Below are 24693 nucleotides of genomic sequence, written 5' to 3'. Positions count from 1 at the left end.
ATTTTCAGGAAGTTATCAGTACAGATGAATCAAGATTTTCCCCATATTTCCGTTTTGAGTCAAGAATTAATCGCCGGTTTAAATATTCAACCCGGGGGGCATTATCTCGATCTTACCCTAGGCGGTGGTGGACACAGCCGCTTGCTTTTAGAAGCTCATCCCGAAACCACAGTAACCGCCATCGATCGCGATCAAAGCGCCCTAGAAGCCGCTAAAATCAGTCTTGCCCCCTATCTAGATAGCCGTTTAACCCTCTGGTGGGGGAACTTCGCCGATTATAAGGGACAAAATAGCAGTTTTGATGGCATTATCGCCGATTTAGGAGTCAGTTCTCCCCAATTCGATCAGAGCGAGCGCGGCTTTAGTTTTCGCCACACGGCAGCCTTAGATATGCGGATGGATCGCTGTCAATCCCTGACGGCAGCCGATATTATTAACCATTGGCAGGAGAAAGAATTAGCGGATCTTTTTTATCAATACGGAGAAGAACGTTTATCTCGTCCTATTGCTCGCTCGATCGTCCAAAAACGTCCTTTTACTACCACTACAGAATTAGCAGCTGTCATCGCTAGTTCTGTCCCCGCTAGTTACCGTTATGGACGTATTCATCCGGCAACGCGGGTTTTTCAATCCCTACGCATCGCTGTTAATCAAGAATTAGATTCTCTGCAAAAATTGTTAGATCAAGCCCCCCACTGGCTAAAATCCGGGGGAATTATCGCTATGATCAGTTTTCATAGTCTAGAAGATCGTCTGATCAAGTATGGCTTTCGCGAAAATAATTCCTTGAAAATTATCACCAAAAAGCCGATTATTCCCAGCCGAGAAGAACAAGCTAAAAATCCTCGTTCTCGTTCGGCTAAACTAAGAATAGCCCAAAAGATAGAATCAGAGGTTATCTGATAGCAGTTATCTTAATTGTGAGGTACAAACTCTCTGGTTTTGGGGAGTCGTTATCTTGAAGATAAAGGCTGTGGTAAAGTAAAAACCAAGAAAGAAAGCCGGTATTTATTCTTGAAAATCATTGACTAAAATAACGCAGTCCTTTTACCAATCTTTCTACTGCCGTTAAAGCCGTTTCTGGAGATAAAGCACCGTAGGCAAGACGCAAATAACAGCCTTCTGTTATCCCAAAAGTTGAACCGGGTAACACCGCCACCCGCTGCTGCTCAATTAAAGTTTTAACTAACTGAAAATCATTCTTGTCTGTGGTAATTTTCAGGAAGAAATAAAAAGCCCCTTCCGCAGTAGCAACATCACAGATATCCCTAATCGATTCTAAAGCATTCAGGCAAATTTCTCTAACTTGACTGATGGTTTTTAACTGTTCTAAAGGATAGCTTTTACCCACCTGTAACGCCCCTAGGGCCGCGTATTGCGACACCACCGGCGGACAGATTAAAATAGTATCCTGAATCTTATTAATCGCCTCAGATAAATGTTCTGGTACTACCATATAACCAATGCGCCAACTGGCAAAACCGTAGGCTTTTGAGAGACTAAATAAGGAAATAGTCCAGGATTCACTGTCAACAATTGCCGCCGGAGAAAAGTGACGGGCATGGTTATAGGTAAAATATTCATAAGCCTCATCATGAATGTGATAGATGCCCTTTTTTTGACAGATGTGATTGACTTCTCTCAGGGTATTTTCTGGATAAACTACTCCCGTGGGATTATTAGGAGAAATCGTCACCACTGCCTTAGTTTTTTCCGTGATTGCCTCTTCAATGGCGGCTGGACGCAATTGAAAATTTTTGTCTGTGGCAACTAAAATTACTTGACAATCAGCCATTTTTATGGCCATTTCATGATTGAAATAAAAGGGAGTGTTGAGAATAATTTCATCCCCCGGGGAAGTAATGGCTAAAATGGCATTCATAAAGGCCATATTACTGCCCGCCGTCACAAAAATTGCCTGTTTATCGCTGATTTCTATCCGATTATCTTCGGCTAGTTTTTCCCTAATTACTGTTAATAAGGGGGGAATTCCCGCCACAGATTGATATTGATGATTTTTGGGATTAGCTAAGAATAAAGATAGAGATTCGAGCGCTTCCTGGGGTGGATAATAGGAAACAATCCCTTGACCGAGGGAAATAGTGCCGGGGTTCGCTTTAATTAATTGACCGACCACGGGAATAATTGGTGTTTGTACCCCGTCCATGCGAGAGAGAAGGTTTTTCATCAGTTGGCAAGAGATTTGAAGGTATATTGGGGAGGATGGGCTGATTCAATCTCAAACAAAAGATTAATCGCCCGGTAATATCCCAAAGTAATCCTATCGCCACTTTTCAGCTTTTTGCGTCCCGATTGCAGATTTTCCCCATTAAGATAAGTGCCGTTAAGACTGCCGGCATCTTCTAGATAAAAACCGTCTTTTTCCACATAAATAATCGCATGGACGCGGGAAATTATTTTCGCATCGGGAAGATGGGAAAGATCTAAATCTACCGTCACTTTCGGATTGACCTTTCCCAGATAAAAACGGTTTTTCCGTCCCGAAATTTCCAAGAGAGTCCCCGTTTCTTCGTGGAGGAGAAAAGCCTTAGACACTTTTTTTAAGGGTTTTTTATTAAAGTAATCAATGGAGCCGAGCAGAGTCGAACTGCTGTCCAAATTAGGTATTGACTGTCCGTTCATTCACAGGTTTAGTCTCGATTACCCTCGAAACGGGGACTGTCACTTATCCCGGACAGTGGGATGCTCTAGTTAAAGCTTAGACGGTTAACTAACTAGAGAAAGTTAAACGTGGCATCCGTTGGGGGTTTATCCATAGTCCTTAACGGAGTCAAACCATGAATGCTCGAGTCGATTAGAGACTATTAGGCAGCTACAGGAGCGGCTTTACGAGCGAAAGGAACGATGTTGTTCGCATTTACTTTTTGTTTGAGCCTTTGATTTACGAGAGGAGACTCACTCTCGACCTGTATCACGGGGGAGCTTTCGCTAACCTGTCGAAACCGTTACGGCCCCTTGTGCTTACATTCTGATTATAGCATATTTTTTGATTAAGCTAATTGTGGCTCAATTGAGATTTTTCCGAGCTTCCCAGTCTTCAGAGCCAGTCCAGATGGGAAAAAAGGTTTTTATCGCTGATTTTTGGGAAAATTAGCCTATATTTGCCCTCGATTAGTATCACCAGAGACTAAACAATTAATTGAGCAGCTATTGCTCGACTGCTATAACCTGAGTTCGGAATCAGGGAAAACTGCCAAATTTCCCTAACCCGAACTAACCTTGATTACAAAACCTTATGGGTGTGAGAATGTTGTTTGACGTTATCCTCCGTCCGCACCACATGAACAGCATTCAAGATGCGTTTTTTCTCTAGGGAAAAGTTTAAATCGTTTTTTTGGCTGCCCAAGGAGATTAACCCTTGCAGGTGGGGTTGATTTTTATAGGTGCGAGTGGCCGCAATCGCCCTTTCGACAAAATTCTCGCATAATTGGGTATTATCGGGGAAATTACTAGGTATTTGAGGATTATCGTCCTGAAAAACCTCTCCTAAACTCATGGCGCGGGCAAATTCGTAGGAAGTGGGAATTCCTTTGACAATTGCCTCTAGGGCTGCCGAGGGAATCGGTTCTAACACCGCCACTTTTTCTAATTCTCCCTCCTGTTTGAGAAAACAAATTGCTAAACCGAATACACAATAATCATCTTTTGTCAAGTCAGAAATGTTTAAGAATTGTGTCGCTGTGGCCATTATTTTAATCCTGAGTCGCTCTTTCTTTAATCTTGCGGGCGATGAGCGCTCGAATCAAGGTTTTTATTAAGAGATATGAAGGAGAAAAATTTAGCCTGGTTGGGCGGCGCTAACGCATCCCCAGACGCAAAAAACGGAGAACTGTTAGACTAGAAACCAGCAGATTAACTGATAAACGAGCTTTATGTCACCCACTCTACTCATCTCCAAAGAACTCCCCACCCTGAAATATAATCCTAGTCTGGAGCGCTTTGATAGCTCTTGGGCGGCTCCTTTGTCCACTCTTCTGGGACTGGGACGGGCTGCCGGGGCAACTTTTATCGAATTTTTCCTGGAAAGAGTCAACTATATCAGTTGTTTAGCCGAAGATGACAGCATCACCAGTCTCTCACCGAAACTATCTACAGGGGCAGGAATCCGCCTTTTTCGCGGTAAAGCCGATTGTTATGTCAGTACCAACGATTTAAGCTTCCAAGGCTTAAAAAATGCCCTAGAAAAAGGTTTATCGATTCTCGGTTTAAACCTACCCAGTCCTAACGCCTATATTCCCGAAATCAATCTGGAAATGTTCCGGGATTATGCCACGGTCAAAAACAAAGATATTTGGTTGAATAATTGCAGTTCTTTGGGAGAAATGGGTGATATTCTCCTAAATGCTAACGTTCAACTCAATCAGAAAGCCTCTCACGTCCAATCTCGTCGCGCCGCTTATTTTCGCGATTGGCAAGAAATTTTAGTTGCCGCTAGTGATGGCACTTTTGCCCGGGATATTCGCCTCACCCAATCGGTGGGCTATAATCTCCTCTGTGCCGATGGGACTAATCGTTCTAGCATTGGTAAACGGGTGGGTAGTACCAGTAATCCCGATTTTCTGCGGACGTGGAATGCCGAGGAATCGGCGGCAGAAGTGGCCGAATCGGCGGGTAAAATGCTTTACGCTGACTATGTAGAATCCGGCAGTTATCCCATCGTCATGGCCAATGAATTTGGCGGCGTTATCTTCCACGAAGCTTGTGGCCATTTGTTAGAAACTACGCAAATCGAGCAAAAAACCACGCCCTTTCTCGATAAAAAAGGCGAAAAAATCGCCCACGAAAATCTGACGGCTTGGGACGAAGGATTATCCGATAAAGCTTTCGGTACTATCGATATGGACGATGAGGGAATGCCGGCCCAGCGTACTCTCCTAATTGAAAATGGTATCCTAAAAAACTTCATTGCCGATCGCACCGGTTCAATTAAAACCGGCCATCCGCGCACAGGTAGCGGTCGCCGTCAAAACTACACCTATGCGGCCGCTAGTCGGATGCGGAATACCTACATCGCCCCCGGGGAATATACCCTCGATAATCTCTTTAATTCCATCGATAAAGGCATTTATTGCAAAAAAATGGGCGGTGGTAGTGTGGGGGCGACCGGGGAATTTAATTTCGCCGTCGAGGAGGCCTATCTTATCGAAAATGGCAACCTGACTAAACCCCTGAAAGGCGCGACTTTAATCGGTTCAGCTAAGGAGATTATGAATAAAATCTCTATGTGTTCCCAAGATTTAGGTCTAGCGGCGGGTTTTTGCGGTTCCGTTAGTGGTAGCGTTTATGTCACCGTTGGTCAACCCCATTTAAAAGTCGATTCTATTACCGTTGGCGGTCGTTAATCATGACTTTAGTGATTCTCTACTACTTCCTCATTGCCATCATGATAGTGGGGATAATTGGCGAACTGCTGCCCGCTATCCCCGGCATGAGTTTGATTTTAATCGCCATGGTGGTGTGGGGTTTTGTCACCAAATTTGCGGGGATGGGGGTCGCTTTAACCGTGGCCTTTGTTGTCCTTCTCCTCAGTCTGGGGGTGGAATTCCTCGCTAGTTATCTCGGCGCCCAAAAAGTTGGGGCGAGCAATTGGAGTCAAATCGGGCTAGTAGTGGGTTTATTAGCGGGAATATTCGGGCTTTTACCAGCTTTACCCATTGGCGGCCCGATTATCGGCTTATTTGTCGGTCCTGTGGTGGGGGCTTTTTTGGGAGAATACGCCTATCGTCGCGATTTGGAATTAACTCCCCGTTTGCAACAATCCCTAAAAGTCTGTGTCGGTATCGTCGTCGGTACGGTTATCGGTCACGTTGCCAAAGCTATGCTGGCCACGGCTGCCGTTATCGTCTTTATTGTCACCACCTGGCCGAATCTCTCTTCAGTTATCAGTTTTCAGTTATCAGTTTTCAGCTATCAGTTTTCAGATTTGAGTTCTTTGTTTTTCAATTAATCAGCCATTTTTCTGATAAATATCACTTTTATCTAGCTTACGGCTGATGGCTGACCGCTCAATTCTACATTCATCTCATTTCTGACCAAATCTATGCCAAAAGTTGAAGATATCGCCCAAATCGCTAATTCTAGCGCCCAAGCTTTAGGAATTGCTAAATACGACATCTATGGTTCCTCGGTCGATGAAACCGATGTGGATGTGTTTCAAGGGGAACCGAAACAGGTACAAGCTTCCAATCGTTCCAGCGTTATTGTTCGCGTCTGGAATCAGGATAATCAAGTCGGTGTCACCTCCACCACCGATGTGGACCCGGTGGGACTGCAATTAGCCCTAAAAACCGCTCAGGAAGCCAGCGTTTTTGGCGTTAAGGAAAATGTCCCCGATTTTAGTCCCGCTGCCACCGCACCCACCACAGAAGTGGCCAGCGAAATGTACAATCAAGCACCGGTATCCACTCTCATCGATAAGTTATTAGCCGCCGAAAAATCCCTACTAGCGGCCCATCCGGCTATTGCCAGTGTTCCCTATAATGGTTTGGGACAACAGCAGGTCAGACGTTTTTATCTCAATAGCGACGGGGCAATGCGTCAGGAAGCGCGTAGTTATGCCAGTGTGTATTTATACACCAAAACCGAACAGGAAGGCAAAAAACCCCGCAGCGCCGGTGCTTTTCGGGTGAGTCCGGGCCTGGAAAAATTAGATATCGATGGTTGCATCGAGGAAGCGATTAGCAAAACTGTTAGCCATCTGGACTATCAACCGATTACCACGGGTAAATATTTGGTGGTTTTTGCCCCCCGCGCCTTTTTGAGTCTAATGGGAGCATTTTCTAATCTGTTTAATGCCCAAAATGTCCTTGATAAACAGAGTCTTTCTACTCCTGAATCCCTAGGGACACAAATCGCTGCTACGGCCTTAAATTTGTGCGATGATTCCCTCCATCCGGCTAATGTTGCCGCAGAAACTTTTGATAGTGAAGGCACTCCCACCCGTCGTGTGGAATTAATTAAAGAGGGGATTTTGAGTAATTTTCTCCATAGCACGATTACCGCTAAACGGATGAATACAGAACCGACTGGCAACGGTAACATTGGGTCAAAAGTAACGGTTAGTCCCCATTTTTATCACGTTTTTGCTAGTGCTAATCAACCAAAAAGCTATTCTTTGGAAACAGCAGAAAATGTGGTTTTAATTGATAGTTTACAGGCACTTCATGCGGGAGTTAATTCTCTACAAGGTTCCTTCTCTTTGCCCTTTGACGGTTGGTTAGTGAACAAAAATGAGCGCGTTAGCATCGATTCCGCTACCGTAGCCGGAGATATTTTAACACTGCTGAAATCGATTGTTTATCTGGAACCGGAAGCAGTTATTACTCCTAGTGGTGTTTGTCCCTACGTTTGGGTAGAGGGTTTATCAATCACGGGAGAAGCTTAACACTATACCAGACCAAAAATAGGGGGTATTAACTAGGGTAATACCCCCGCAAGATGGATGTTAATTTTATAGTCGTGGGTCAGCTGTTGACTATGCAAATTATACTAAATCTGGTTATTAAAGACTGATTATCGATTCTCCCTTTTGCCTTTTACCTATACTCATAAGTAGCCTATACTCAACGGATTTAGTATTACTCCTTAAGACTGCACCAGAATTGGGAGCAGGGAGAATAAATAAAAATAATCTCCTATCTCCTGACTCCTAACTCCTGACTCCCCAAAACGAAAACTTCATACCTCACCATTAAGATAACTGCTATAAGAACTATTTTTCAGCTGGGGAAACCAATTATCATCTAATGTTTGTTCGAGGGATATATGAGCGTCTGAATTGAGGGAAAAAAGCTGAGAAACTGATTTAATCGCCACTGGATAAACTTTATCATACATAGCTGCTAATTCTTGCCGTAAGCTGGGACTGTCTTCTAAACGATGCTGAATTTGGGCGCGAAAATTGACTATTGCTGCCGCCCAATGATTACCTGACCGTTTTTTTTCTTCTTGCCAATAAGCCAGCTTTAAAAGATGTTCGATAAGACGGGTTAACAGACTCATTAAAGCTCGTCTATCACTTTTACCCATACTCTCGATTTCTTCAATTAAATTATCCCAATCTACCTGCTCAAAATTGCGCTCTCGTAACTGTTTTACCGTCTCTTTTAGCCATTGATTATAATCAGTTTCGTAGGCAGTTGACGACATAATTTAACTCTCCATAGAAAATTACTTAAATGGCTCTCTATCTAGGAGAGGCCGAATTTTGTTCAAAAGTTAACTCCTCTAACACTTCCGTAACCAACTTGCCGTTGGCTAAACGCTTTAAACTTCTAATCTGAATATTCACTTGGGGAGTTTCTTCTAACTGTTCAATCAAAAAATCTGCATATTTGATTATCGCCTCACGCGCCGCATTTTTTTTAGTCCAAACTCGCGCCATTTCTAACAGATTAGTAACCCCAATAAACTCCTCTCCCTCCCCATCTAAACTATTATTAGCCCCATAAACAATAAAACATAGCCTAAATGTCCTTTTGTTGCTGTGCCAAATCCTTTAGCCATAAACAATCACCCTCAAGATAACAAATCGAGCGCAATTGTCGATGATAGGTGAGATTCCATCACTTGATGACCCAGACTAACCGGTCGAGCATTTCCCTGTACCGGGGCGCAATAACGGGGAATTGGACTAGAAACGAGGCTAATATGACGGTCACTCACCGCTAATCCATGGGTAGGATCATAACCTTTCCAGCCGCCCCCCGGCAAATACACCTCTACCCAAGCGTGTAAATGTCTTTCTCCTTGGTCTAAATCTCCTTCTTGATAGCCACTGACAAAACGGGAAGCCAATCCCACACAGCGACACACATCCATAAATAAAACCACCAAATCGCGACAGGAACCCTGCTTATTTTTCCAAGTGTTTCCGGGTAGATAGGGTTCCCCGGTAAGACGAATAATTTGCTGACAATTTCGGTAAATTTTGTCATTAAGATTAAACAAGAAAGATAGCACCTGTCCCTCGGTTTCCTGCATAACTTCCTGGGCTAATGCTGTCACATCGGGGTCATTAGCTAACCCATAAAATTGTCTGTAGGGTTGTAATTGACTGTGGAGGGAAATGGGATAATCAAAGGGTAAACAGGTCGCCCAAGGTTCCAATAAATACTGGAAAGGATTAACCCCATGGGTTTCCACTTCACTCACCACATCAATCAATAATTCTTCCGTCGGTTGATTAAACCAAATTTGTAAACAAGAATTGCCATCGAGGTCGATAATATTAGTTATCGTTAAAGGTTCTGGGTTAATTTTGAGCGTGAACTCTCGCAAAGTTTGCCCACCATCGGATTTTGGTCGCAAGCGCAGCAGATGGGGAGATAAAATCACGGGCTGATTATAGAAATAGTTAGTTTGATGCCGAATGTGATAACGCATTAAGTTGTTAATTGGGATTGATATTGAAAGTTATTTACTGGCAGAGGTGAGGCAAGTTCAGGATTAAAAACGAAGAAAGTTTCTGTCATTTTTATTCCCACATCATTAACTCTTTTTTGAATATGGTCGAGGAATTCATGCAATCCCATTTCAATAATATCATCGATAGTTAGATAGCTCATTTCCGCACAAAGTCGCCCTAAACTTCTTTCTACCGAATTCCCCCAAGTTCCTACAGGAGTCCCTGTAACTTGATGTAAACAGTGGTCTAATTCCCGCAGACAAAAGTGAATTGAACGAGGAAATTCTCGATTAAGAATTAAAAATTCGGCCACGTCACTAGGAGTAATCCGTCGTTGACATTTACGATACATTTCGTAGGCACTCACCGACCGCAGTAAAGCAATCCATTGAATTTGGTCTAGAGAAGTTCCTACCCATTGAGCGGAAGGTAAGAGATAATAGTATTTAACATCAAGAATTCTGGCGGTTTTATCGGCGCGTTCCTGTAATCTTCCCATAACGCCAAAATGCCAACCTTCATTATGAGTCATCGTTGCATCCATCACCCCCGCAAAACGGTGACTAGCCAATTTAACTTGGGTAAAAAAGTTAGGTAAAGTAGTTTGAGGATGGTAAGAGGAAGCATCTTTTACCATCAAGAAAAAACCATTAACCTGTTCCCACATTTCCGAAGAAATAATCTCACGAACTGACCGAGCATTTTCTCGCGCCCAGCGCAAACAAGAGATAATTGAACTACTATATTCCGTGTCAAATGTCAAGAAATTGATCACATTTTCTGCGGTGGCTGTGCCGTAACGTTCCTTGAATTGTTCTAAATCTCCTGTGGTTAAAACCAAAGGTTCCCACTGTTGCAAAACACTGGTGGGAATATCTAACATTAAATTAAGGTTAACATCCATAAACCGGGCGACATTTTCCGCCCGTTCAATATAGCGATTTAACCAATAAATTGAATCGGCAACTCTACTAAGCATAATTAACGAGGAAAAAGTGAAAAGGGTAGGGTGGGTTAGTAACCCAGCAAAATTTTGATTATTGTCCTGATTACTTGGTTAAAACCCAAGTGTCTTTACTGCCACCACCTTGAGAGGAATTAACCACTAAAGAACCCTTTTTCAAAGCTACGCGAGTTAACCCTCCTGGATGCACATAAATTTCATCACCCCGATGGAGAATATAGGGGCGTAAATCCACATGACGACCTTCAACTTCCGTGTCAATTAAAGTGGGAACCCGAGAAAGACTTAACACCGGTTGAGCGATATAATTGCGGGGATTAGCGGCAATGCGCGGGGCGAATTCTGCCCTTTGTTCGGGGGTGGATTGAGAACCGACTAACATCCCATAACCTCCCGATTCATTAGCGGCTTTTACGACTAACTTATCGAGATTATTTAAGACATAATCTAAGTCCTTTTCTCGCCAACAAAGATAGGTGGGAACGTTATTTAAAATCGCTTCTTCTCCCAGATAATAACGAATCATATCCGGGACAAAAGCATAAATAACCTTATCATCGGCAACTCCCGTACCAGGAGCATTAGCTAAAGCGACGCGACCTTCCTGGAAAACTTTTAATAATCCTGGTACACCTAACATCGAATCGGGACGAAAAACCGCCGGATCTAAAAAGTCATCATCGAGGCGACGATATACCACATCTACCCGTCTTAATCCCTTGGTGGTTTTCATTTGTAGATAACCATCAAAGACGACTAAATCACGCCCTTCCACTAATTCTACCCCCATTTGTTGGGCGATAAAAGAATGTTCAAAGTAGGCAGAATTATAGGTTCCGGGGGTTAAAACCACCACGGTGGGATTAGGTAATTGGGGTGGGGCTAAATTGAGGAGAGTTTCCAACAGATGGGAAGGATAATCATCCACCGGTTTAACATTCATTGTCTGGAAAATATCGGGGAAGGTGCTTTTCATTACCCGACGATTTTCGAGGACATAGGAAATACCGGAAGGAACCCGCAAATTATCCTCTAAAACGTACCATTGACCATCCTTATCGCGGACTAAATCAGTCCCCGTGATGTGACACCAGATCCCTCCGGCGGGTTTCAGTCCCAGACAGGGTTTCAGAAATCCCGTCGCCGAGGCGATTAATTCGGGGGGAATAATGCCATCTTTAATGATTAACTGGTCATTGTAGATATCGGAGAGAAAAAGATTGAGAGCTTTGATGCGTTGTTTCAGGCCTCTTTCTAAATAATCCCAGTCCTCAGCCGCGACAATTCGGGGAATAATATCAAAAGGAAAGATTTTTTCTACCCCTTGATTGTCGCTATAGACATTGAAAGTCACCCCCAATTCAAACAGGGCCGACTGAGCGGTTTCCCGGTGTTGTTGAAGTTCTCGGGGCGGCAGATTCTGCAACCATTTGATTAAAGGGGACGCGTGGGGACGAGGTTGACCATCATCTAAGAATAGTTCGTCGTAGAAGCCTTCGGGATCGTAGGTATTTAATAGCACGCTGACCTCATTCCATACCTTACCTATTCCCAGTGTCGGACAATTGGCCCGATTTTTTGTAGTCTAGGAGACATTTTAAGGGAAATTTTAGGAAGTTAGCCGTTTGGCAGACAGCGATCGCCAATTGATCCCCACCGGTGGAGAAACCTGACAAGAGCGAGAATTAGCCCTGAAAACTGTGTTACATTTTTTAAAGGTCACACCTTAAATCTTTCATTTTTCTTACTGGTTACGCGATGTTTACCAAACAAGTAACGGATTCCAAAGCCTATCAATGGTTTGAGGAACGCTTAGAAATTCAAGGGATCGCTGATGATATCAGCACCAAATACGTTCCCCCCCACGTTAATATCTTCTACTGTCTGGGTGGTATCACCCTTGTGTGCTTCGTGATCCAGTTTGCCACTGGTTTCGCCATGACCTTCTACTACAAACCCACTGTAGCAGAGGCCCTCTCCTCCGTACAGTACATCATGAACGAAGTCAACTTTGGTTGGTTAATTCGTTCTATCCATCGCTGGTCCGCCAGTATGATGGTCTTAATGATGATCCTGCACGTTTTCCGCGTCTATCTGACTGGTGGCTTCAAAAAACCTCGCGAATTAACCTGGGTCACTGGGGTTGTCCTGGCCGTGATCACCGTTAGCTTCGGTGTCACCGGTTACTCCTTACCCTGGGATCAGGTGGGTTACTGGGCGGTTAAAATTGTTTCCGGTGTACCTGCTGCTATTCCCGTCGTCGGTGATCAACTCGTCACCCTGATGCGCGGTAGCGAAAGCGTCGGTCAAGCAACTTTAACCCGTTTCTACAGCTTACATACATTTGTACTGCCCTGGTCGATCGCGGTCTTCATGTTGCTACATTTCTTGATGATCCGTAAACAAGGCATTTCTGGGCCTCTATAATTCAGAAAAATATCTCTGTCGATCCGAAATCATTTTTAGGAGACATTATCCATGTCCACATTAAAAAAGCCCGATCTCAGCGATCCCGCTCTGCGTGCTAAGTTGGCTAAAGGTATGGGTCACAACTACTACGGTGAACCCGCTTGGCCCAACGATCTGCTCTATGTCTTCCCGGTGGTTATCTTCGGTACGATCGGACTCTGCACCGGTTTAGCGATTATGGATCCCACCATGATCGGTGAACCTGCCGATCCTTTCGCTACTCCCCTAGAAATTCTGCCAGAGTGGTATCTTTATCCCGTTTTCCAAATTCTCCGCATTCTTCCTAACAAACTCTTAGGTATCGCTTGCATGGCTGGCGTTCCCCTAGGCTTGATGTTAGTTCCCTTTATTGAAAGCGTCAATAAATTCCAAAATCCTTTCCGTCGTCCCGTCGCCACCGCTATCTTCCTATTTGGTACTGTGGTCACGATTTGGTTAGGTATTGGTGCCACTTTCCCCATCGATACATCTTTAACTCTCGGTTTGTTCTAATTTACTGAACACCACCGGTTTTTTGCCCACGCTTGTGATTCCTGACTTTGGAAGAGCGATCGTGGGCAATTTTAATTTTGATTTCTCCTATCGGGTAATTTGTTGTACCAAAGCGATGACATCGCTGCGGCTGAGTTTTTCCTTACCTAATGCTAGGACTTCGAGAGTGCCATGGGCTAAAGCGAGGGGAATCTTACAAAAATCAAGTGCTGGCCCTTTGGGCAGCGATTGAGTGTAATAATCGGCTAATTTCAGATTACGACGGGCATAATTATGAATATCACTAATTGTCCAACCCTGGGGCAGAAAACTTACCCCCCGGCGCCGATCCTCCCCGTGGTTGCGGGCAATATTAACCGCTTGTAAACCCCGGCCAAAACCGATGGCATAACTGCGATTAGTTTCGGTGCCATCGTACCAATTCCAGAGGTCGGACAGCAATAAACCCACGGCACCAGCCACACTAAAGGTATATTGATCTAATTCCACTTCTGTGCGAATATCCCAGTTATTTCCGGCCCAGTAGGCCATGCGATCGGCCATAGCCGCCGTAGCATCCCAAACCCGGGGGGCGATCGAATCCGGTGCTAACAGGGCCCATTCTCCAATTCTCAGGGTTACTTCCGGCAAAATCTCCCGATGGACTAAGCCAAAAGCAAAGTCTTCTTTGGTAGAATTTTCAGTACCTGCTTGTAAATTCAGGCTAATTTGTCTTAATATCTGAGATTTACTGAAGTTATCTAGGTCGGGATGGTCTTCTACTTCATCGATCGCCCTCATACAGAGATAAGCTGAGGCTACTGCCTCGAGCAGACGATCGGGTAAACGACTTATGGGAATATAAAAAGTTCGACTCGTTTCTTGCAGAATCGTTAGAGCATTATCGCGCAAATTCATTCAGTCCTCTCCTCACGCCAACTTAGGTAACTACGAGTTAAACCAATCAGACAGATCGGTTTAGGTTATGCCGATGTTCCTAAGACCAAGTTGCTGTCCATTGTAGTATGATTATTCAAAATTTCGAGATTATTCCCGAAAAAATCAACCATGAGGGTATTCTTGACAATTTTTCTTTCTGGGATATGTGAGGGATAATTACGGTAATTTTTCGAGATTACGGGCTTAAAAAGTGGTTTTTACCCGTTTTTAAACAGTATTTTGCGGCTTCATGGCAGGGATTGAAAGGAGGTCACTTCTAAAACGGGCCCGATCATGGCCAGAGTCATCACATCTGAGCGAATTTGACCTATAACTGTCACTTTTGCCTTTGTTTGGGTTAATTCGGCGGGCGGTTCCATTAATTCGTAGGTTTGACCGTTATCGGCAATTAATGCCCAAGTTCCCGTGCCTATTTCGATTCTTTTTACCTGACCCGTTACACTAATACTCATGCTTTAATTTCGCTGATCGAGGCGATCGCAATTGCCGCCCCTGTTACAAGCATTCTATCGATATCTTTCCTCAGCATTGATTGCCAATTTTGCCAGACTTTAACCCCATAAATCAGTTTTTTTTATCTAAAAAGCGATCACAACTTCCGCCACCACCGCTAAGAGGGATGCCACAGCCGCTAGAATTATTATTTCTCGATCGGATTGTCTCATAACTATCTGAGTATAAATTACTAATCCTAGTCTATACCACATCTAACCTAGAATTAAATTGATCTAAATTATTTTATTCATAGATAAAAAGCTATAAAAGTTATCGGCAAGAAAGGGGAAATCTTTGTCTGAATTGCCCTGTATTATTTGTTCAGCAAACCCTAATTAAGCCTAACTGTTAATAGCGTAATGATAGGCAATACCATTAGATTCCATCGGTATCAACCACTGGGAGATATTTTCTAGTTTTTGACGGATTTGATCGAGATGATCCTGCACGGGTTGCAGGAAAGTTTCGTACTGTTGCATCTGAGTTTTCAAACGCACTAATGCCAGATTAGCATCGCGCCATTGTCGCTCCTGTTCTTCAAATTCACGAGTTTTTTGCTCTAAATCCGACCATTGCTCATCAATAGTATCTCTAGTTTTTTGTAAATCCTCTTGTAGTCGCTTGATTTCTGCCGCTAAACTTTGACTTTCTTGGAGATTATTTTGATAACTATCCTCCAGGAGAATTAAAACTGGTTCAAAGCTACATTTTTGGGCATCTTCTGGGTATAAAATTCCCTGTCTCCGGTGCAGAATTTTCAGATGTTGAGAGCGAATAGCTTGCCTTTCCCGAAGATTACGTCTTTGTCCGACCAAAGTTTCCGCCAGCATTCCTTTTCTCTCCTGTTCCTCGGCTAATTCTTCTTCTAAATTAGCTTGCTCGGATTCATCTATTGTGGCCATTTTTGCCTCTAATTCTTCCACGGTTTGGGATTGGAGAGTTAATTCTTCCTCTTGGTCATTGACAAAAAGTTCCAAGCGCTCGAGGTCTGTTTGTAAATTGTTAACTAAGCTCTCCAATTCTTCTAAAGGCATTTTTTCAAGAGCTTCTAGATCGATTTTACCATCAAAATCTAGGTCTTCTGCCTGGGCGAGACGAAGAAGCATTTGTCGAGTAGAATGAGTGGTTTGTAGGGTGAGGTTAAGGCGCTCGAATAATTCCTGTTTTTGACTCAGAACAGTTTCTTGTATTTGTAGTTGTATTTTCGTTGTTTCCAAAGCACTGCGACTTATCTGTAATTCCCTGGCTCTTTGTTCGAGATGATTGAGCATTTGTTCGTTGGCGACCTGACGATTTTCTACAGCTTTTTTCTGCTCCTCTAAACTCTGCCAACAACTATTTAAAATTGTCTGTTGTCCCTGCACAGATTCAAGAGTTGAATAGAGAATTTGTGAGGGAGAATTGCCCAGATTGTGATTATTAGCTAAACTCTCCGCTAGAGAGCGAATAAATTGTTGTTGTTCTGGGGAAAGATTGGGGGAGGAGTTGAAATTTATTTGTTCTTCTTTCAGGTGTCGCTGTTGCTCTGTTAATTGTTGTTTTAGGTTTTCCAGTTCTTGTCTTTTGCGCTCTAAATCATCGAATTCTGCTTCTATTCGCTCAATTTGCTCAATTCTTGCCTCCATTTCCATTTTCTGGCGGTTGAGAATCTCGCTTTGATAGGTGAGGGATTTTTTCCACTGATCGATTTTCTCTTGATCTTCCTTATTGCGCTCCATCAAACGGGAAATCTTTTGCAGTTGCCGCACCATCTCCGCTCCCGCTAATTCTGGGTTTCCTTGCAGTTGACGATTATCGCTCAAATTCACCAAGAGAAGCGCACCTTCACCTATGGAGTTAGTTTCGTCGTAGGTTAAGATATCGTTCCCCGCTATGGCACTCCACGTCTGATCTTTATGCTGACAGGCCAATAGTTTCAATTCGGTTTTGTAACCGCTGATAAAACCTCTAGTCTGTTTTTTTACTTCTGCAAGGTATAGCACGAGTAGTCTTCCTCTGTGATGAAAGTTTTTGTAATCGGTTTTAGAGAGAGTTGGCGATCGAGGCTAGGAGCCGCCTGTCTATGGTTTCAGTGTAACCATCGGCTGCCAAAAAATTTTTAGTTTCTATCATTCGAGTTTTTCTTTTTGAGACATACATTTGTTCTCAATTTTTACTCTTACCCACTGGAAAATTTTAAATTTTTGCAGATTTTTCAGCACCAATTTACTGACCTAGTCTCAAAAAATTCGGCAGTCAATCTCATAAATCGGCTCAGGTTTTCTCACCCCTTTTACCTCTGGCTGCAGTTTGAATAAGCTGACCACACATCTAAATGATTGGTTAAGACGGCGTGAGAGCGAGAGGCAAGGATAGAAAGCTAGACCTTTTGTACTGAAAATTTCCCAGCCTAGTTTAAATGCAGCAAAGCTTACTGAAAAATATCTCACATAATTAGCTTATCAGATTTATTATTAGTGACAAGAGGAAAGAAGACAGCGTTTCTCCTCAAGATGAAGTATGACGAGATTTGGCATCATCCCCAGACGACCAGCTATCGTTCCGGTATTACCCAAAACCAGAGACTTCGTACCTCCCCATTAAGATAACGGCTCTAGGTTCTTCTAGACTAAAAGAAATAGCGTCTAGTGGGGGAGATTCCGAGAAATTATGCAAGGAAGCTTCAATGAGATTGACATTCCCAGTATTTTACAATTGATTGAATTAGGATAAAGAACAGGAGAACTATTGATGACGCTCTCAGTATTGGTGAAAAAGTCGATAGTATTTTAGAAAATTCCAACTATTCCTGTGGTCTTTTCCCTGAGAAGCTCTCCCTTAGGCTATAGTGATCGAACCTGCTCTCATTCTTTGGGATATCGCCCTACCAAAACTCGACGGTTGAACCAGTCAAGGGGGGCTGCTGGCAAGGGTAAAAGCCAAAATGGTCGGGGCAACCGATTATTTAAGCAAACCTTTGCGCGAAAATGAGTTATGACTGCTGTTGGAAAAATACGTTCAGGGGAATGGGGGAATGGGGGAATTAGCGCAATGACAGGATAGGGGAATTTCCACTAAAACCCTAAAACCCCAACATCCTAAAACCTGACACTAAACCCCAAACCCGAAAAAAATGTCTTGGCTAGTCGTTTTTAACAGTGAAATTGGGAACCATAGAGATGAAGCTCGAGAGGGAAACCCCCTGATAAATTTCAGCGTGCGTTGGAGGCAAAAAATGGGAGCAATTTCGGAGCATCGGGTCAAGGGGAACTATTATCGCGCGTCTTTTTCCATTGTTATTCTTGGCGGCTTGGCTAGGTAGGGAGTTATGAGAGAAATATTGCTGGTAGAAGACAGCCAAGCGCAACGGGAACTGATCTGTGATCTACTCCGCAATAGCGGCATTAAGGTCACGATCGCCAAAGATGGGGTGGAGGCCCTCGAACATATTCAGAGAGTCAATCCCGATCTCGTCGTCCTCGATATCGTCATGCCCCGCATGAATGGTTATGAAGTCTGTCGTCGTCTCAAGTCGAATCCCAAAACCAAAAATGTCCCCGTGGTCATTTGTTCCTTGAAAGGGGAAGTCTTTGATCGCTATTGGGGCATGAAAATCGGAGCCGATGCCTACATTGTCAAACCCTTTGAACCGATTGAGTTCATTTGCACTGTTAAACAACTGCTGCGTCGATAAAATCGCCTTCACCGGTGACAGTCTAACTATGGTATAGGTCAAGACAGCTAAAAACGCTGACCGAAAATTTGGGTACAAGCCCCGCCCTTTAGTGTAGGGTCGGGCTGCTTTAAATAAATATGTATTGTCAACTTAAGGAATTTTGTGTTAAGATATTGATACTCAGTCAAGCAGTATCAAAATGTTTGTACTAGAATACAAGGTTAAGCCAAAACCTAATCAAATAGAAGCCATTAATGAGGCAATACGGACAACCCAATTTGTTCGGAATAAAGTTCTGCGTTATTGGATGGATAATCGGGGTGTTGGCAAAACAGAGTTATTTCGGTACAACACAGCATTAAGGAAAGAGTTTAAATTTGTTGATGATTTAAACTCCCATGCTTGCCAGACTGCTGTAGAAAGAACCTTGCGGGCAATTACTCGGTTTTATGATAATTGCCAAAATAAAGTTAAAGGAAAGAAAGGCTACCCTAAGTTTAAAAAACATTCCCGTTCCGTTGAGTATAAAGTATCTGGATGGAAGCTATCAAAAGATAAACGTCATATTACCTTTACAGACAAAAAAGGTATTGGTACTCTTAAGTTGATTGGTTCTAGAGATATTAATTACTATCAACCAGACCAGATTAAACGGGTAAGAATCCTTAATCGTGCTGATGGTTATTATGTGCAGTTCTGCATTAAATTAGACCCCAGAGACAGGGTTAAACCTTTAACACCTTCCCAGAAAACCACTGGGATTGATGTGGGATTAAAGTTTTTCTTAGTAGATAGCGAAGGCCATCAAATTGATTGTCCGAACTACTACAGAAAAGCTGAAAAACAATTAAACCGATTAAACAGGAAAAAGTCAAAGAAATACCGTAAGGGTAAAAAACAATCTCGTAATTATCACAAAGCTAGAAAGCGATATGCTCGGAAACATTTAAGAGTAAGTAGGCAACGAGAAGAGTTTGTCAAGAGTGTGGCACTCCGTTTAGTTAAGTCTAACGACTTAATCGCCTATGAAAACTTAAATATCAAAGGCATGGTTAAGAATCGTCATTTAGCGAAGTCGATAACCGATGCAGGATGGTCTGTTTTTAGGCAATGGCTAGAGTATTTTGGGGACAAATACGGCAAGTTAACTATAGCTGTCTCACCTCATAATACGTCTCAAAATTGTTCTAATTGTGGACAAAAAGTCCAAAAGTCGCTATCTACTCGAACCCATGTTTGTCCTCATTGTGGATATACAGATTGTCGAGACAGAAACGCCGCTTTAAACATCTTGCAAAAGGGATTAAGTAGCGTGGGGCGCACGCAAACTTTAAACGCTTCGGGAGAGATTCCCTCTTGGTTGGTTGGAGAAATCCTGCTTGCTAACGGAGACTCAATGAACGAAGAATCCCCGTCTCTTTAGAGCGGGGAGCGTCAACGAACTATTAGTTGCAAGAGAACCAAACAAATGCTTAACAACGCCGATTTTTTGGCTGGTGACGCTCAAAATACCGCCCCCGACACTCAGGAATTAGAAACTCCCGTCGGTGAATTGCACTTGCGATTTTATCTACCCTCTCAGGACGAGTTTGCCCTTAGTGCTGTGGGCATTTGCGAGGTAATACAGCAACCACTCGATCGCATTACCCCAATTCCCAATGCTTCACCCTTGCTCCTCGGTGCGATCAATCTCCGGGGTCAAGTGATCTGGGTGGCGGATCTAGGTCAATTTTTGGGGGATAAGAGCCGCTTAAATACCGATCAAGCCGAAATTCCCGTAATTGTGATCGAAGAAGAGGAAACGATCCTCGGTTTAGGGGTGCAACGTTTGGGAGAGATGGAATGGCTCGACCTAGATCAACTAGGTAGTGCCGCCGGTATTCCCGATCAGATCGCCCCCTATGTGCAGGGAGAGTGGATTCTGGGCCAAGAATCAAAAACCACCTTAAGACTACTCGATCATCTGGCCATACTTCGTTCTGCCCGTTGGGCGGCTTAAAACCCCAAAAAAATAGCAGAATAGCATTTATAGCAATTATTTCTTGAAACCACTAACTACTTCACCACTTTATCTTTACTAGGGGAGGGGCAAATGCCGTCAGGGAAAGAATACGCGAAACTCTATGGAAAGGCTAACACTGCCTATTGCCAGGGCAACCTCTCAGATGCCGCCGTCATTGTCAAAGACATGATCAGCAAGTATCCCGATGATGCCAATGTCATCCTTTTACAGGGACACATTTATCTAGGACTAGAACAATACAGCTTGGCAGAGAAACGTTACGAAAAAGTGCTGGAATTGGCTAAAAATTCCCCCAATCGCTTTGATCTGGTGGATTATGCTCGACGGGGTCTCGATCAGATTCGGCAATTGCGTTTTGAACCCGAGGATGGAGATTTTACGATCGCTGTTACAGAAAGCATTGCCTACAGTGAGGCAGCTTTCGATCCCAGTCAAGGTTTCAGCAATTCTTTGTCTGGGCGGTCGCAACCGGCTGATCCCGATCAGCAAAATGAGGCAATGGATTGGAGTAGTGGTCTTTTCAATGAGGAGGATATCGGGGAGTCTACGGTGGGTACAGTCGATTCCTATGGCGATGATTTTGGGGAATCGGAGGAAACCGCCTTTGGTTCCCTTCCCCTGGCCAGTTCAGACTCTCACGGTTCCCAGTGGTCTGGCGATTCTCCGGATGGAGAACCCCCTTTCCCCTTTTTAGAAGCAGAGGAGATTGACACGCTGCAGGAAGGGTGGGGCGGTGGGTTAGGGTCAACGAGAGAAACCACTTTTACGGCTTCCTCTGACTGGTGGGAAAATCCCGTCACTGGGAGAGATCAGGGGTTATCCTATCCCGATACCCCAGAAACAAGCACTTTTGCCATTGACCCGAACCCGACCTACCGACAAGCGGCGAAAACTGGCCTTAATGAGGGCATAGTCACTCAAAAAAGATATGAGGAAGACCAAACCGGAGATTTTAGAGAACTAAAACTCAATGATGAGGATTTAGACGGTTTTGCCCCACTGGATCTGACAGATCTAGTCGAAGGACTGGGGGACTCGGATCTATTGACCAGTTCGGGGGGGGAAGCTTTAAGTGGTGGTTTTGTCCCCGAACCCAGTGGGCCCCTTCATGTCAGTTCTGCTGTGGGAGAGCCTAGTTTTAATCCTTCTCGTCTCAAAATCCCCGATGACAAAAGAGATAGTCATCTTGCCCATGCTTCCGAGCGCCTGCTCAAGCCAGTGGTGGAAGTCAATCCGGGCAAATTAGCCTTTTTTGTCAATGCTTCTTTGGGCAAAAAACAACTAATCCTAGCGGCTTTAGCGGGTATTACCCCTGTAGTCTTGATTTTTGCCGTTAGTACCACCTCTTGGATTTTTAACCTCTTGACTGCCAAACCAGTCCCGAATAACAAGGAAAAAACCGAAAAAGTTGCCACCAAACCAGCCCCAGCCGGCCTTTCCCCTTTTAGTCAACCGGTACTAACCATGATGTTATTAACCGGACTGGGAGCTTTTGCCCTGACTCGGCTAGGTTTACAGTTGCTAATTAGTCAAATTAAGCGTAGTCTCGACGATCTGCAAAGCCAATTCGATCATCTCTCGGAAGGCAATTTTCACGCTAAAGCGACGATCTACTCGGAAGATGAATTCGGTCAACTGGCTAATCGTTTCAATCAGATGGCCCGGGTGGTGCTAACTACCACCACGGAAGCCCAACGCCGCGCCGCCGAAACGGAACAGGAACGGGAAGATCTACAAAGGCAAGTGATTCGACTTCTCGATGATGTGGAAGGAGCGGCTCGGGGGGATCTGACCGTGGAGGCGGAGGTAAGTGCCGATGTGTTAGGGGCGGTGGCCGATGCTTTTAATTTGACTATCCAAAACCTGCGCGAAATTGTCCGACAGGTGAAAAAAGCGGCAAAACAGGTGAATCAAGCCAGTACCAATAGTGAATCTTTCGCCCGCAATCAGTCTAGCGATGCCCTGCGGATGGCGGAGGAATTAGCAGTCACCCTTAATTCGGTACAGATGATGACCGACTCAATTCAACGGGTGGCAGAAAACGCCAGAGAAGCCGAAGAAGTCGCCCGCACTTCCTCGATTACGGCCCTGAAGGGGGGCGATTCCGTGGAAAGAACCGTGGCGGGAATTCTGCAAATCCGCGACACTGTATCAGAAACGGCGCGAAAAGTGAAGCGTTTGGCGGAAGCTTCCCAGGAAATCTCGAAAATTGTCGCAGTAGTCTCTCAGATTGCCTCGCGGACCAATTTATTGGCTCTTAATGCCTCGATTCAAGCGGCGCGAGCGGGAGATGCGGGCCGCGGTTTTGCAGTGGTGGCCGATGAGGTGCGTCAGTTGGCCGATAGAGCGGCTAAATCTCTTAAGGAAATTGAACAGATCGTTTTACAGATTCAATCGGAAACGGGTTCGGTAATGACGGCAATGGAGGAAGGGATTCAACAGGTTATCGATGTCACCGAGCGCTCGGAACAGGCCAAGAAGTCCCTAGAAGATATTATCCAAGTTTCTAACCGCATCGATACGCTGGTGCGCTCGATTACTGCCGATACGGTCAAACAACGGGAAAATTCTCTCAATGTCGCCCAAGTTATGCAGTCGGTGGAGTTAACCGCTCAGGAAACTTCCCAAGAATCCCAACGGGTGGCCGGTTCTCTGCAAAAATTGGTTAGTATCTCCCGGGAGCTGCTGTCTTCGGTAGAACGGTTTAAGGTAGACTCGGAAGATGATCGATAATCGGTGAGCGGTAATCGGTGAGTTATTGATTGGCCGCTATCCCTCAAGATTGACCGCTAGGGTGAGTAAAGTTATGCCTAAACTTAGTCTCTGTATGATTGTCAAAAATGAAGCCGAAAATCTCCGGCGCTGTTTGGATAGCGTTAAAGGGGTGGTGGATGAGATGATCGTTATGGATACGGGTTCGACCGATGATACGATTGCTATTGCTCAAAGTTACGGTGCTATAGTTCCTAGCTACGATTGGCGGGGTAATTTTTCCGATGCCAGAAATGCGGCTTTAAAATATGTTACTGGCGATTGGATTTTAGTTCTTGATGCCGATGAGGAATTAAATCCCGCTATCGTACCGCAAATGCGTCGGGCAACGGAAAAAGAGGAAAATTTAGTTATTAATTTAATCCGCCATGAAATCGGAGCCATACAATCACCCTATTCTCTAATTTCGCGGCTATTTCGCCGACATCCTCAGGTAACTTTTACCCGTCCCTATCACTCAATTATTGATGATAATGTGGCTATTTTATTAAAAAAAGAGCCTGATTTGAAAATAGTTGAACTGCCAGAAATTGCTATCTTTCACTACGGTTACACCGTGGATAAAATAGCCAGCTTAGATAAGTTTGAACGGGCAAGAAAAGCGATGGAGGGCTTTTATCAGCAACATCCCCATGATCCCTATGTGTGTAGTAAATTGGGAGGGTTATATCTAAAGATTGGCAGGGATAAAGAGGGTTTTAAGCTGCTCAAACACGGTTTAAAATGCCATGGCTCTAATCCGCATATTTTATACGAGTTGTATTATCATCTCGCTAATTATTATTATTCAGTGGGGGAATTTAAGCAATCAGCCGATAATTTTATTAAAGCGATTAAGCAGCCAATTTTAGATAAATTAAAACTGGGGGCCTATAATAATTTCGGTGGGTTATTATACGAAGCAGAAAACTACGAAACTGCCTTATCTATCTTTGAGAAAACCGTGGAAATTGATTCTAGATATGCCGATGGTTACTATAATTTAGGACTGGTTCTCAAACAACTGCACTGGCTACCAGAATCGATTAAAGCTTATAAAAAAGCTCTCAAGTTAAACCCCGATAATCCCGCTATTTACCAAAATCTAGGGGTGGCTTATATAGCTTTCGGTAGTTATAATGAGGCGATCGAGATTTGGCAAAAAGGCCTACAATTATTGAAAGATCAGGGTAATTTCTCTCGCGCTGAAATGCTGCAAGAAACCCTAAAAGCTCTGGGAGCAAGTGTATTGAAGGATGAACAGTAACTGTTAACCGTTGTGGGCAAGATTGGGAGCAGCCACTGTACTAAAATTGCCAATAGGCAGTTGAAATGTAGTACATCTGATTGCTAAAACCCTATCTAGTCAACTCCTGTGAGGATCTTTCCGAATTAATTCTTAATAGGATTATCGAGGGGTTAGACGCTGAAGACTCAGGGGTTTTGATAGAAATTATCAAGAGATAATTGCTCGCCGT

General features: G+C 44.0%; 23 protein-coding genes and 1 other RNA gene. 11 read left to right on the top strand and 13 right to left on the bottom strand.

The window, feature by feature from the left end:
• The first annotated feature begins 24 nt into the window (after positions 1 to 24).
• Positions 25 to 903 carry a 16S rRNA (cytosine(1402)-N(4))-methyltransferase RsmH gene (gene rsmH, locus N0824_RS08350; RefSeq protein WP_108936419.1) on the top strand — a complete coding sequence of 293 codons (879 nt, stop codon included), beginning with the start codon at positions 25 to 27 and terminating at the stop codon, positions 901 to 903.
• A 118-nt stretch (positions 904 to 1021) separates the two neighbouring features.
• Here rsmH and N0824_RS08345 read toward each other — a convergent pair whose 3' ends face one another.
• From N0824_RS08345 to N0824_RS08330, 4 genes are all read right to left on the bottom strand, one after another.
• A complete protein-coding gene (locus tag N0824_RS08345; RefSeq protein ID WP_108936418.1) occupies positions 1022 to 2188 on the bottom strand; it encodes a pyridoxal phosphate-dependent aminotransferase in 1167 nt (388 codons plus the stop codon).
• Positions 2188 to 2556, bottom strand: a complete 369-nt coding sequence (locus N0824_RS08340) for an FHA domain-containing protein (protein WP_108936440.1) — start codon at positions 2554 to 2556, stop codon at positions 2188 to 2190. The genes N0824_RS08345 and N0824_RS08340 overlap by 1 nt, the downstream gene beginning before the upstream one ends.
• Before the next feature lie 29 nt (positions 2557 to 2585).
• Positions 2586 to 2976: a transfer-messenger RNA gene (gene ssrA, locus N0824_RS08335) on the bottom strand.
• 268 nt (positions 2977 to 3244) lie between these two features.
• Positions 3245 to 3709 (bottom strand): hypothetical protein, encoded by a 465-nt coding sequence (locus N0824_RS08330; RefSeq protein WP_004267957.1) that lies wholly within the window; start codon positions 3707 to 3709, stop codon positions 3245 to 3247.
• A gap of 184 nt (positions 3710 to 3893) precedes the next feature.
• Here N0824_RS08330 and N0824_RS08325 point away from each other — a divergent pair, with 184 nt between their 5' ends.
• The 3 genes from N0824_RS08325 (at position 3894) to N0824_RS08315 (ending at position 7405) form a co-directional block, all read left to right on the top strand.
• Positions 3894 to 5363, top strand: coding sequence for a TldD/PmbA family protein (locus N0824_RS08325; RefSeq protein ID WP_046662865.1), 1470 nt, complete (start codon positions 3894 to 3896; stop codon positions 5361 to 5363).
• Positions 5364 to 5365: 2 nt separating this feature from the next.
• Positions 5366 to 5968 carry a DUF456 domain-containing protein gene (locus N0824_RS08320; RefSeq protein ID WP_108936417.1) on the top strand — a complete coding sequence of 201 codons (603 nt, stop codon included), beginning with the start codon at positions 5366 to 5368 and terminating at the stop codon, positions 5966 to 5968.
• Between the two features lie 93 nt (positions 5969 to 6061).
• Positions 6062 to 7405, top strand: coding sequence for a TldD/PmbA family protein (locus tag N0824_RS08315; protein ID WP_108936416.1), 1344 nt, complete (start codon positions 6062 to 6064; stop codon positions 7403 to 7405).
• A gap of 293 nt (positions 7406 to 7698) precedes the next feature.
• Here N0824_RS08315 and N0824_RS08310 read toward each other — a convergent pair whose 3' ends face one another.
• The 5 genes from N0824_RS08310 to N0824_RS08290 all read right to left on the bottom strand — a co-directional run bounded on the left by N0824_RS08310 (position 7699) and on the right by N0824_RS08290 (position 11913).
• Entirely contained in the window at positions 7699 to 8169 is a 471-nt protein-coding gene (locus N0824_RS08310) for a DUF29 domain-containing protein (RefSeq protein WP_108936415.1), read from the bottom strand.
• Positions 8170 to 8206: 37 nt separating this feature from the next.
• Complete coding sequence (locus N0824_RS21290; RefSeq protein ID WP_233256388.1) at positions 8207 to 8404, bottom strand: hypothetical protein; 198 nt, start codon at positions 8402 to 8404, stop codon at positions 8207 to 8209.
• Between the two features lie 134 nt (positions 8405 to 8538).
• Complete coding sequence (locus N0824_RS08300) at positions 8539 to 9405, bottom strand: transglutaminase family protein (RefSeq protein ID WP_108936414.1); 867 nt, start codon at positions 9403 to 9405, stop codon at positions 8539 to 8541.
• Positions 9405 to 10406 (bottom strand): alpha-E domain-containing protein, encoded by a 1002-nt coding sequence (locus N0824_RS08295; protein ID WP_046662870.1) that lies wholly within the window; start codon positions 10404 to 10406, stop codon positions 9405 to 9407. The genes N0824_RS08300 and N0824_RS08295 overlap by 1 nt, the downstream gene beginning before the upstream one ends.
• 70 nt (positions 10407 to 10476) lie before the next feature.
• A complete protein-coding gene (locus N0824_RS08290) occupies positions 10477 to 11913 on the bottom strand; it encodes a circularly permuted type 2 ATP-grasp protein (protein ID WP_108936413.1) in 1437 nt (478 codons plus the stop codon).
• A 236-nt stretch (positions 11914 to 12149) separates the two neighbouring features.
• Here N0824_RS08290 and petB point away from each other — a divergent pair, with 236 nt between their 5' ends.
• Together petB and petD are read left to right on the top strand one after the other, a co-directional pair.
• Positions 12150 to 12818: a cytochrome b6 gene (petB, locus tag N0824_RS08285; RefSeq protein WP_002738970.1), complete on the top strand. Its 669-nt coding sequence runs from the start codon at positions 12150 to 12152 to the stop codon at positions 12816 to 12818.
• A 51-nt stretch (positions 12819 to 12869) separates the two neighbouring features.
• The gene (petD, locus tag N0824_RS08280; protein WP_004267928.1) at positions 12870 to 13352 is read left to right on the top strand and encodes a cytochrome b6-f complex subunit IV; all 483 of its coding nucleotides are present in this window, start codon (positions 12870 to 12872) and stop codon (positions 13350 to 13352) included.
• 87 nt (positions 13353 to 13439) lie between these two features.
• On the opposite strand, the gene N0824_RS08275 is transcribed toward petD, so the two are convergent.
• The 4 genes from N0824_RS08275 to hmpF form a co-directional block, all read right to left on the bottom strand.
• Positions 13440 to 14249, bottom strand: coding sequence for a squalene/phytoene synthase family protein (locus N0824_RS08275; protein ID WP_108936412.1), 810 nt, complete (start codon positions 14247 to 14249; stop codon positions 13440 to 13442).
• Positions 14250 to 14518: 269 nt separating this feature from the next.
• Entirely contained in the window at positions 14519 to 14743 is a 225-nt protein-coding gene (locus N0824_RS08270; RefSeq protein ID WP_108936411.1) for a hypothetical protein, read from the bottom strand.
• 126 nt (positions 14744 to 14869) lie between these two features.
• Positions 14870 to 14998: a hypothetical protein gene (locus tag N0824_RS21570; RefSeq protein WP_255420520.1), complete on the bottom strand. Its 129-nt coding sequence runs from the start codon at positions 14996 to 14998 to the stop codon at positions 14870 to 14872.
• Positions 14999 to 15127: 129 nt separating this feature from the next.
• On the bottom strand, positions 15128 to 16768 hold the full coding sequence (gene hmpF / locus N0824_RS08265; protein WP_108936410.1) for a pilus motility taxis protein HmpF: 1641 nt from the start codon (positions 16766 to 16768) through the stop codon (positions 15128 to 15130).
• A 1325-nt stretch (positions 16769 to 18093) separates the two neighbouring features.
• Here hmpF and N0824_RS08255 point away from each other — a divergent pair.
• The 5 genes from N0824_RS08255 (at position 18094) to N0824_RS08235 (ending at position 24482) form a co-directional block, all read left to right on the top strand.
• Positions 18094 to 18459, top strand: coding sequence for a response regulator transcription factor (locus N0824_RS08255; RefSeq protein WP_108936408.1), 366 nt, complete (start codon positions 18094 to 18096; stop codon positions 18457 to 18459).
• Positions 18460 to 18640: 181 nt separating this feature from the next.
• On the top strand, positions 18641 to 19864 hold the full coding sequence (locus tag N0824_RS08250) for an RNA-guided endonuclease TnpB family protein (protein WP_108936407.1): 1224 nt from the start codon (positions 18641 to 18643) through the stop codon (positions 19862 to 19864).
• A 45-nt stretch (positions 19865 to 19909) separates the two neighbouring features.
• Positions 19910 to 20440 carry a chemotaxis protein CheW gene (locus N0824_RS08245; RefSeq protein WP_108936406.1) on the top strand — a complete coding sequence of 177 codons (531 nt, stop codon included), beginning with the start codon at positions 19910 to 19912 and terminating at the stop codon, positions 20438 to 20440.
• A 93-nt stretch (positions 20441 to 20533) separates the two neighbouring features.
• Entirely contained in the window at positions 20534 to 23197 is a 2664-nt protein-coding gene (locus tag N0824_RS08240) for a methyl-accepting chemotaxis protein (RefSeq protein WP_108936405.1), read from the top strand.
• Between the two features lie 73 nt (positions 23198 to 23270).
• Positions 23271 to 24482, top strand: coding sequence for a glycosyltransferase (locus tag N0824_RS08235; protein ID WP_108936404.1), 1212 nt, complete (start codon positions 23271 to 23273; stop codon positions 24480 to 24482).
• Positions 24483 to 24693 lie beyond the last annotated feature (211 nt).

It is taken from the genome of Microcystis sp. 0824, from assembly GCF_003112475.1.
Taxonomy (GTDB): domain Bacteria; phylum Cyanobacteriota; class Cyanobacteriia; order Cyanobacteriales; family Microcystaceae; genus Microcystis; species Microcystis aeruginosa_C.
Note: the sequence above shows the minus strand (reverse complement) of the source record. Positions and strands in the feature narration are given on the sequence as shown.

Coding starts and splice junctions, on each gene's coding strand:
- petD (WP_004267928.1), top strand. CDS start 12,870: ATGTCCACATTAAAAAAGCCCGATCTCAGCGATCCCGCTCTGCGTGCT.
- N0824_RS08345 (WP_108936418.1), bottom strand. CDS start 2,188: ATGAAAAACCTTCTCTCTCGCATGGACGGGGTACAAACACCAATTATT.
- N0824_RS08235 (WP_108936404.1), top strand. CDS start 23,271: ATGCCTAAACTTAGTCTCTGTATGATTGTCAAAAATGAAGCCGAAAAT.
- N0824_RS08240 (WP_108936405.1), top strand. CDS start 20,534: ATGCCGTCAGGGAAAGAATACGCGAAACTCTATGGAAAGGCTAACACT.
- N0824_RS08295 (WP_046662870.1), bottom strand. CDS start 10,406: ATGCTTAGTAGAGTTGCCGATTCAATTTATTGGTTAAATCGCTATATT.
- N0824_RS08310 (WP_108936415.1), bottom strand. CDS start 8,169: ATGTCGTCAACTGCCTACGAAACTGATTATAATCAATGGCTAAAAGAG.
- N0824_RS08245 (WP_108936406.1), top strand. CDS start 19,910: ATGCTTAACAACGCCGATTTTTTGGCTGGTGACGCTCAAAATACCGCC.
- N0824_RS08320 (WP_108936417.1), top strand. CDS start 5,366: ATGACTTTAGTGATTCTCTACTACTTCCTCATTGCCATCATGATAGTG.
- N0824_RS08325 (WP_046662865.1), top strand. CDS start 3,894: ATGTCACCCACTCTACTCATCTCCAAAGAACTCCCCACCCTGAAATAT.
- N0824_RS08270 (WP_108936411.1), bottom strand. CDS start 14,743: ATGAGTATTAGTGTAACGGGTCAGGTAAAAAGAATCGAAATAGGCACG.
- petB (WP_002738970.1), top strand. CDS start 12,150: ATGTTTACCAAACAAGTAACGGATTCCAAAGCCTATCAATGGTTTGAG.
- N0824_RS08275 (WP_108936412.1), bottom strand. CDS start 14,249: ATGAATTTGCGCGATAATGCTCTAACGATTCTGCAAGAAACGAGTCGA.
- rsmH (WP_108936419.1), top strand. CDS start 25: ATGAATCAAGATTTTCCCCATATTTCCGTTTTGAGTCAAGAATTAATC.
- N0824_RS08255 (WP_108936408.1), top strand. CDS start 18,094: ATGAGAGAAATATTGCTGGTAGAAGACAGCCAAGCGCAACGGGAACTG.
- N0824_RS21290 (WP_233256388.1), bottom strand. CDS start 8,404: ATGGCGCGAGTTTGGACTAAAAAAAATGCGGCGCGTGAGGCGATAATC.
- N0824_RS08250 (WP_108936407.1), top strand. CDS start 18,641: ATGTTTGTACTAGAATACAAGGTTAAGCCAAAACCTAATCAAATAGAA.
- N0824_RS08330 (WP_004267957.1), bottom strand. CDS start 3,709: ATGGCCACAGCGACACAATTCTTAAACATTTCTGACTTGACAAAAGAT.
- N0824_RS21570 (WP_255420520.1), bottom strand. CDS start 14,998: ATGTGGTATAGACTAGGATTAGTAATTTATACTCAGATAGTTATGAGA.
- N0824_RS08300 (WP_108936414.1), bottom strand. CDS start 9,405: ATGCGTTATCACATTCGGCATCAAACTAACTATTTCTATAATCAGCCC.
- N0824_RS08315 (WP_108936416.1), top strand. CDS start 6,062: ATGCCAAAAGTTGAAGATATCGCCCAAATCGCTAATTCTAGCGCCCAA.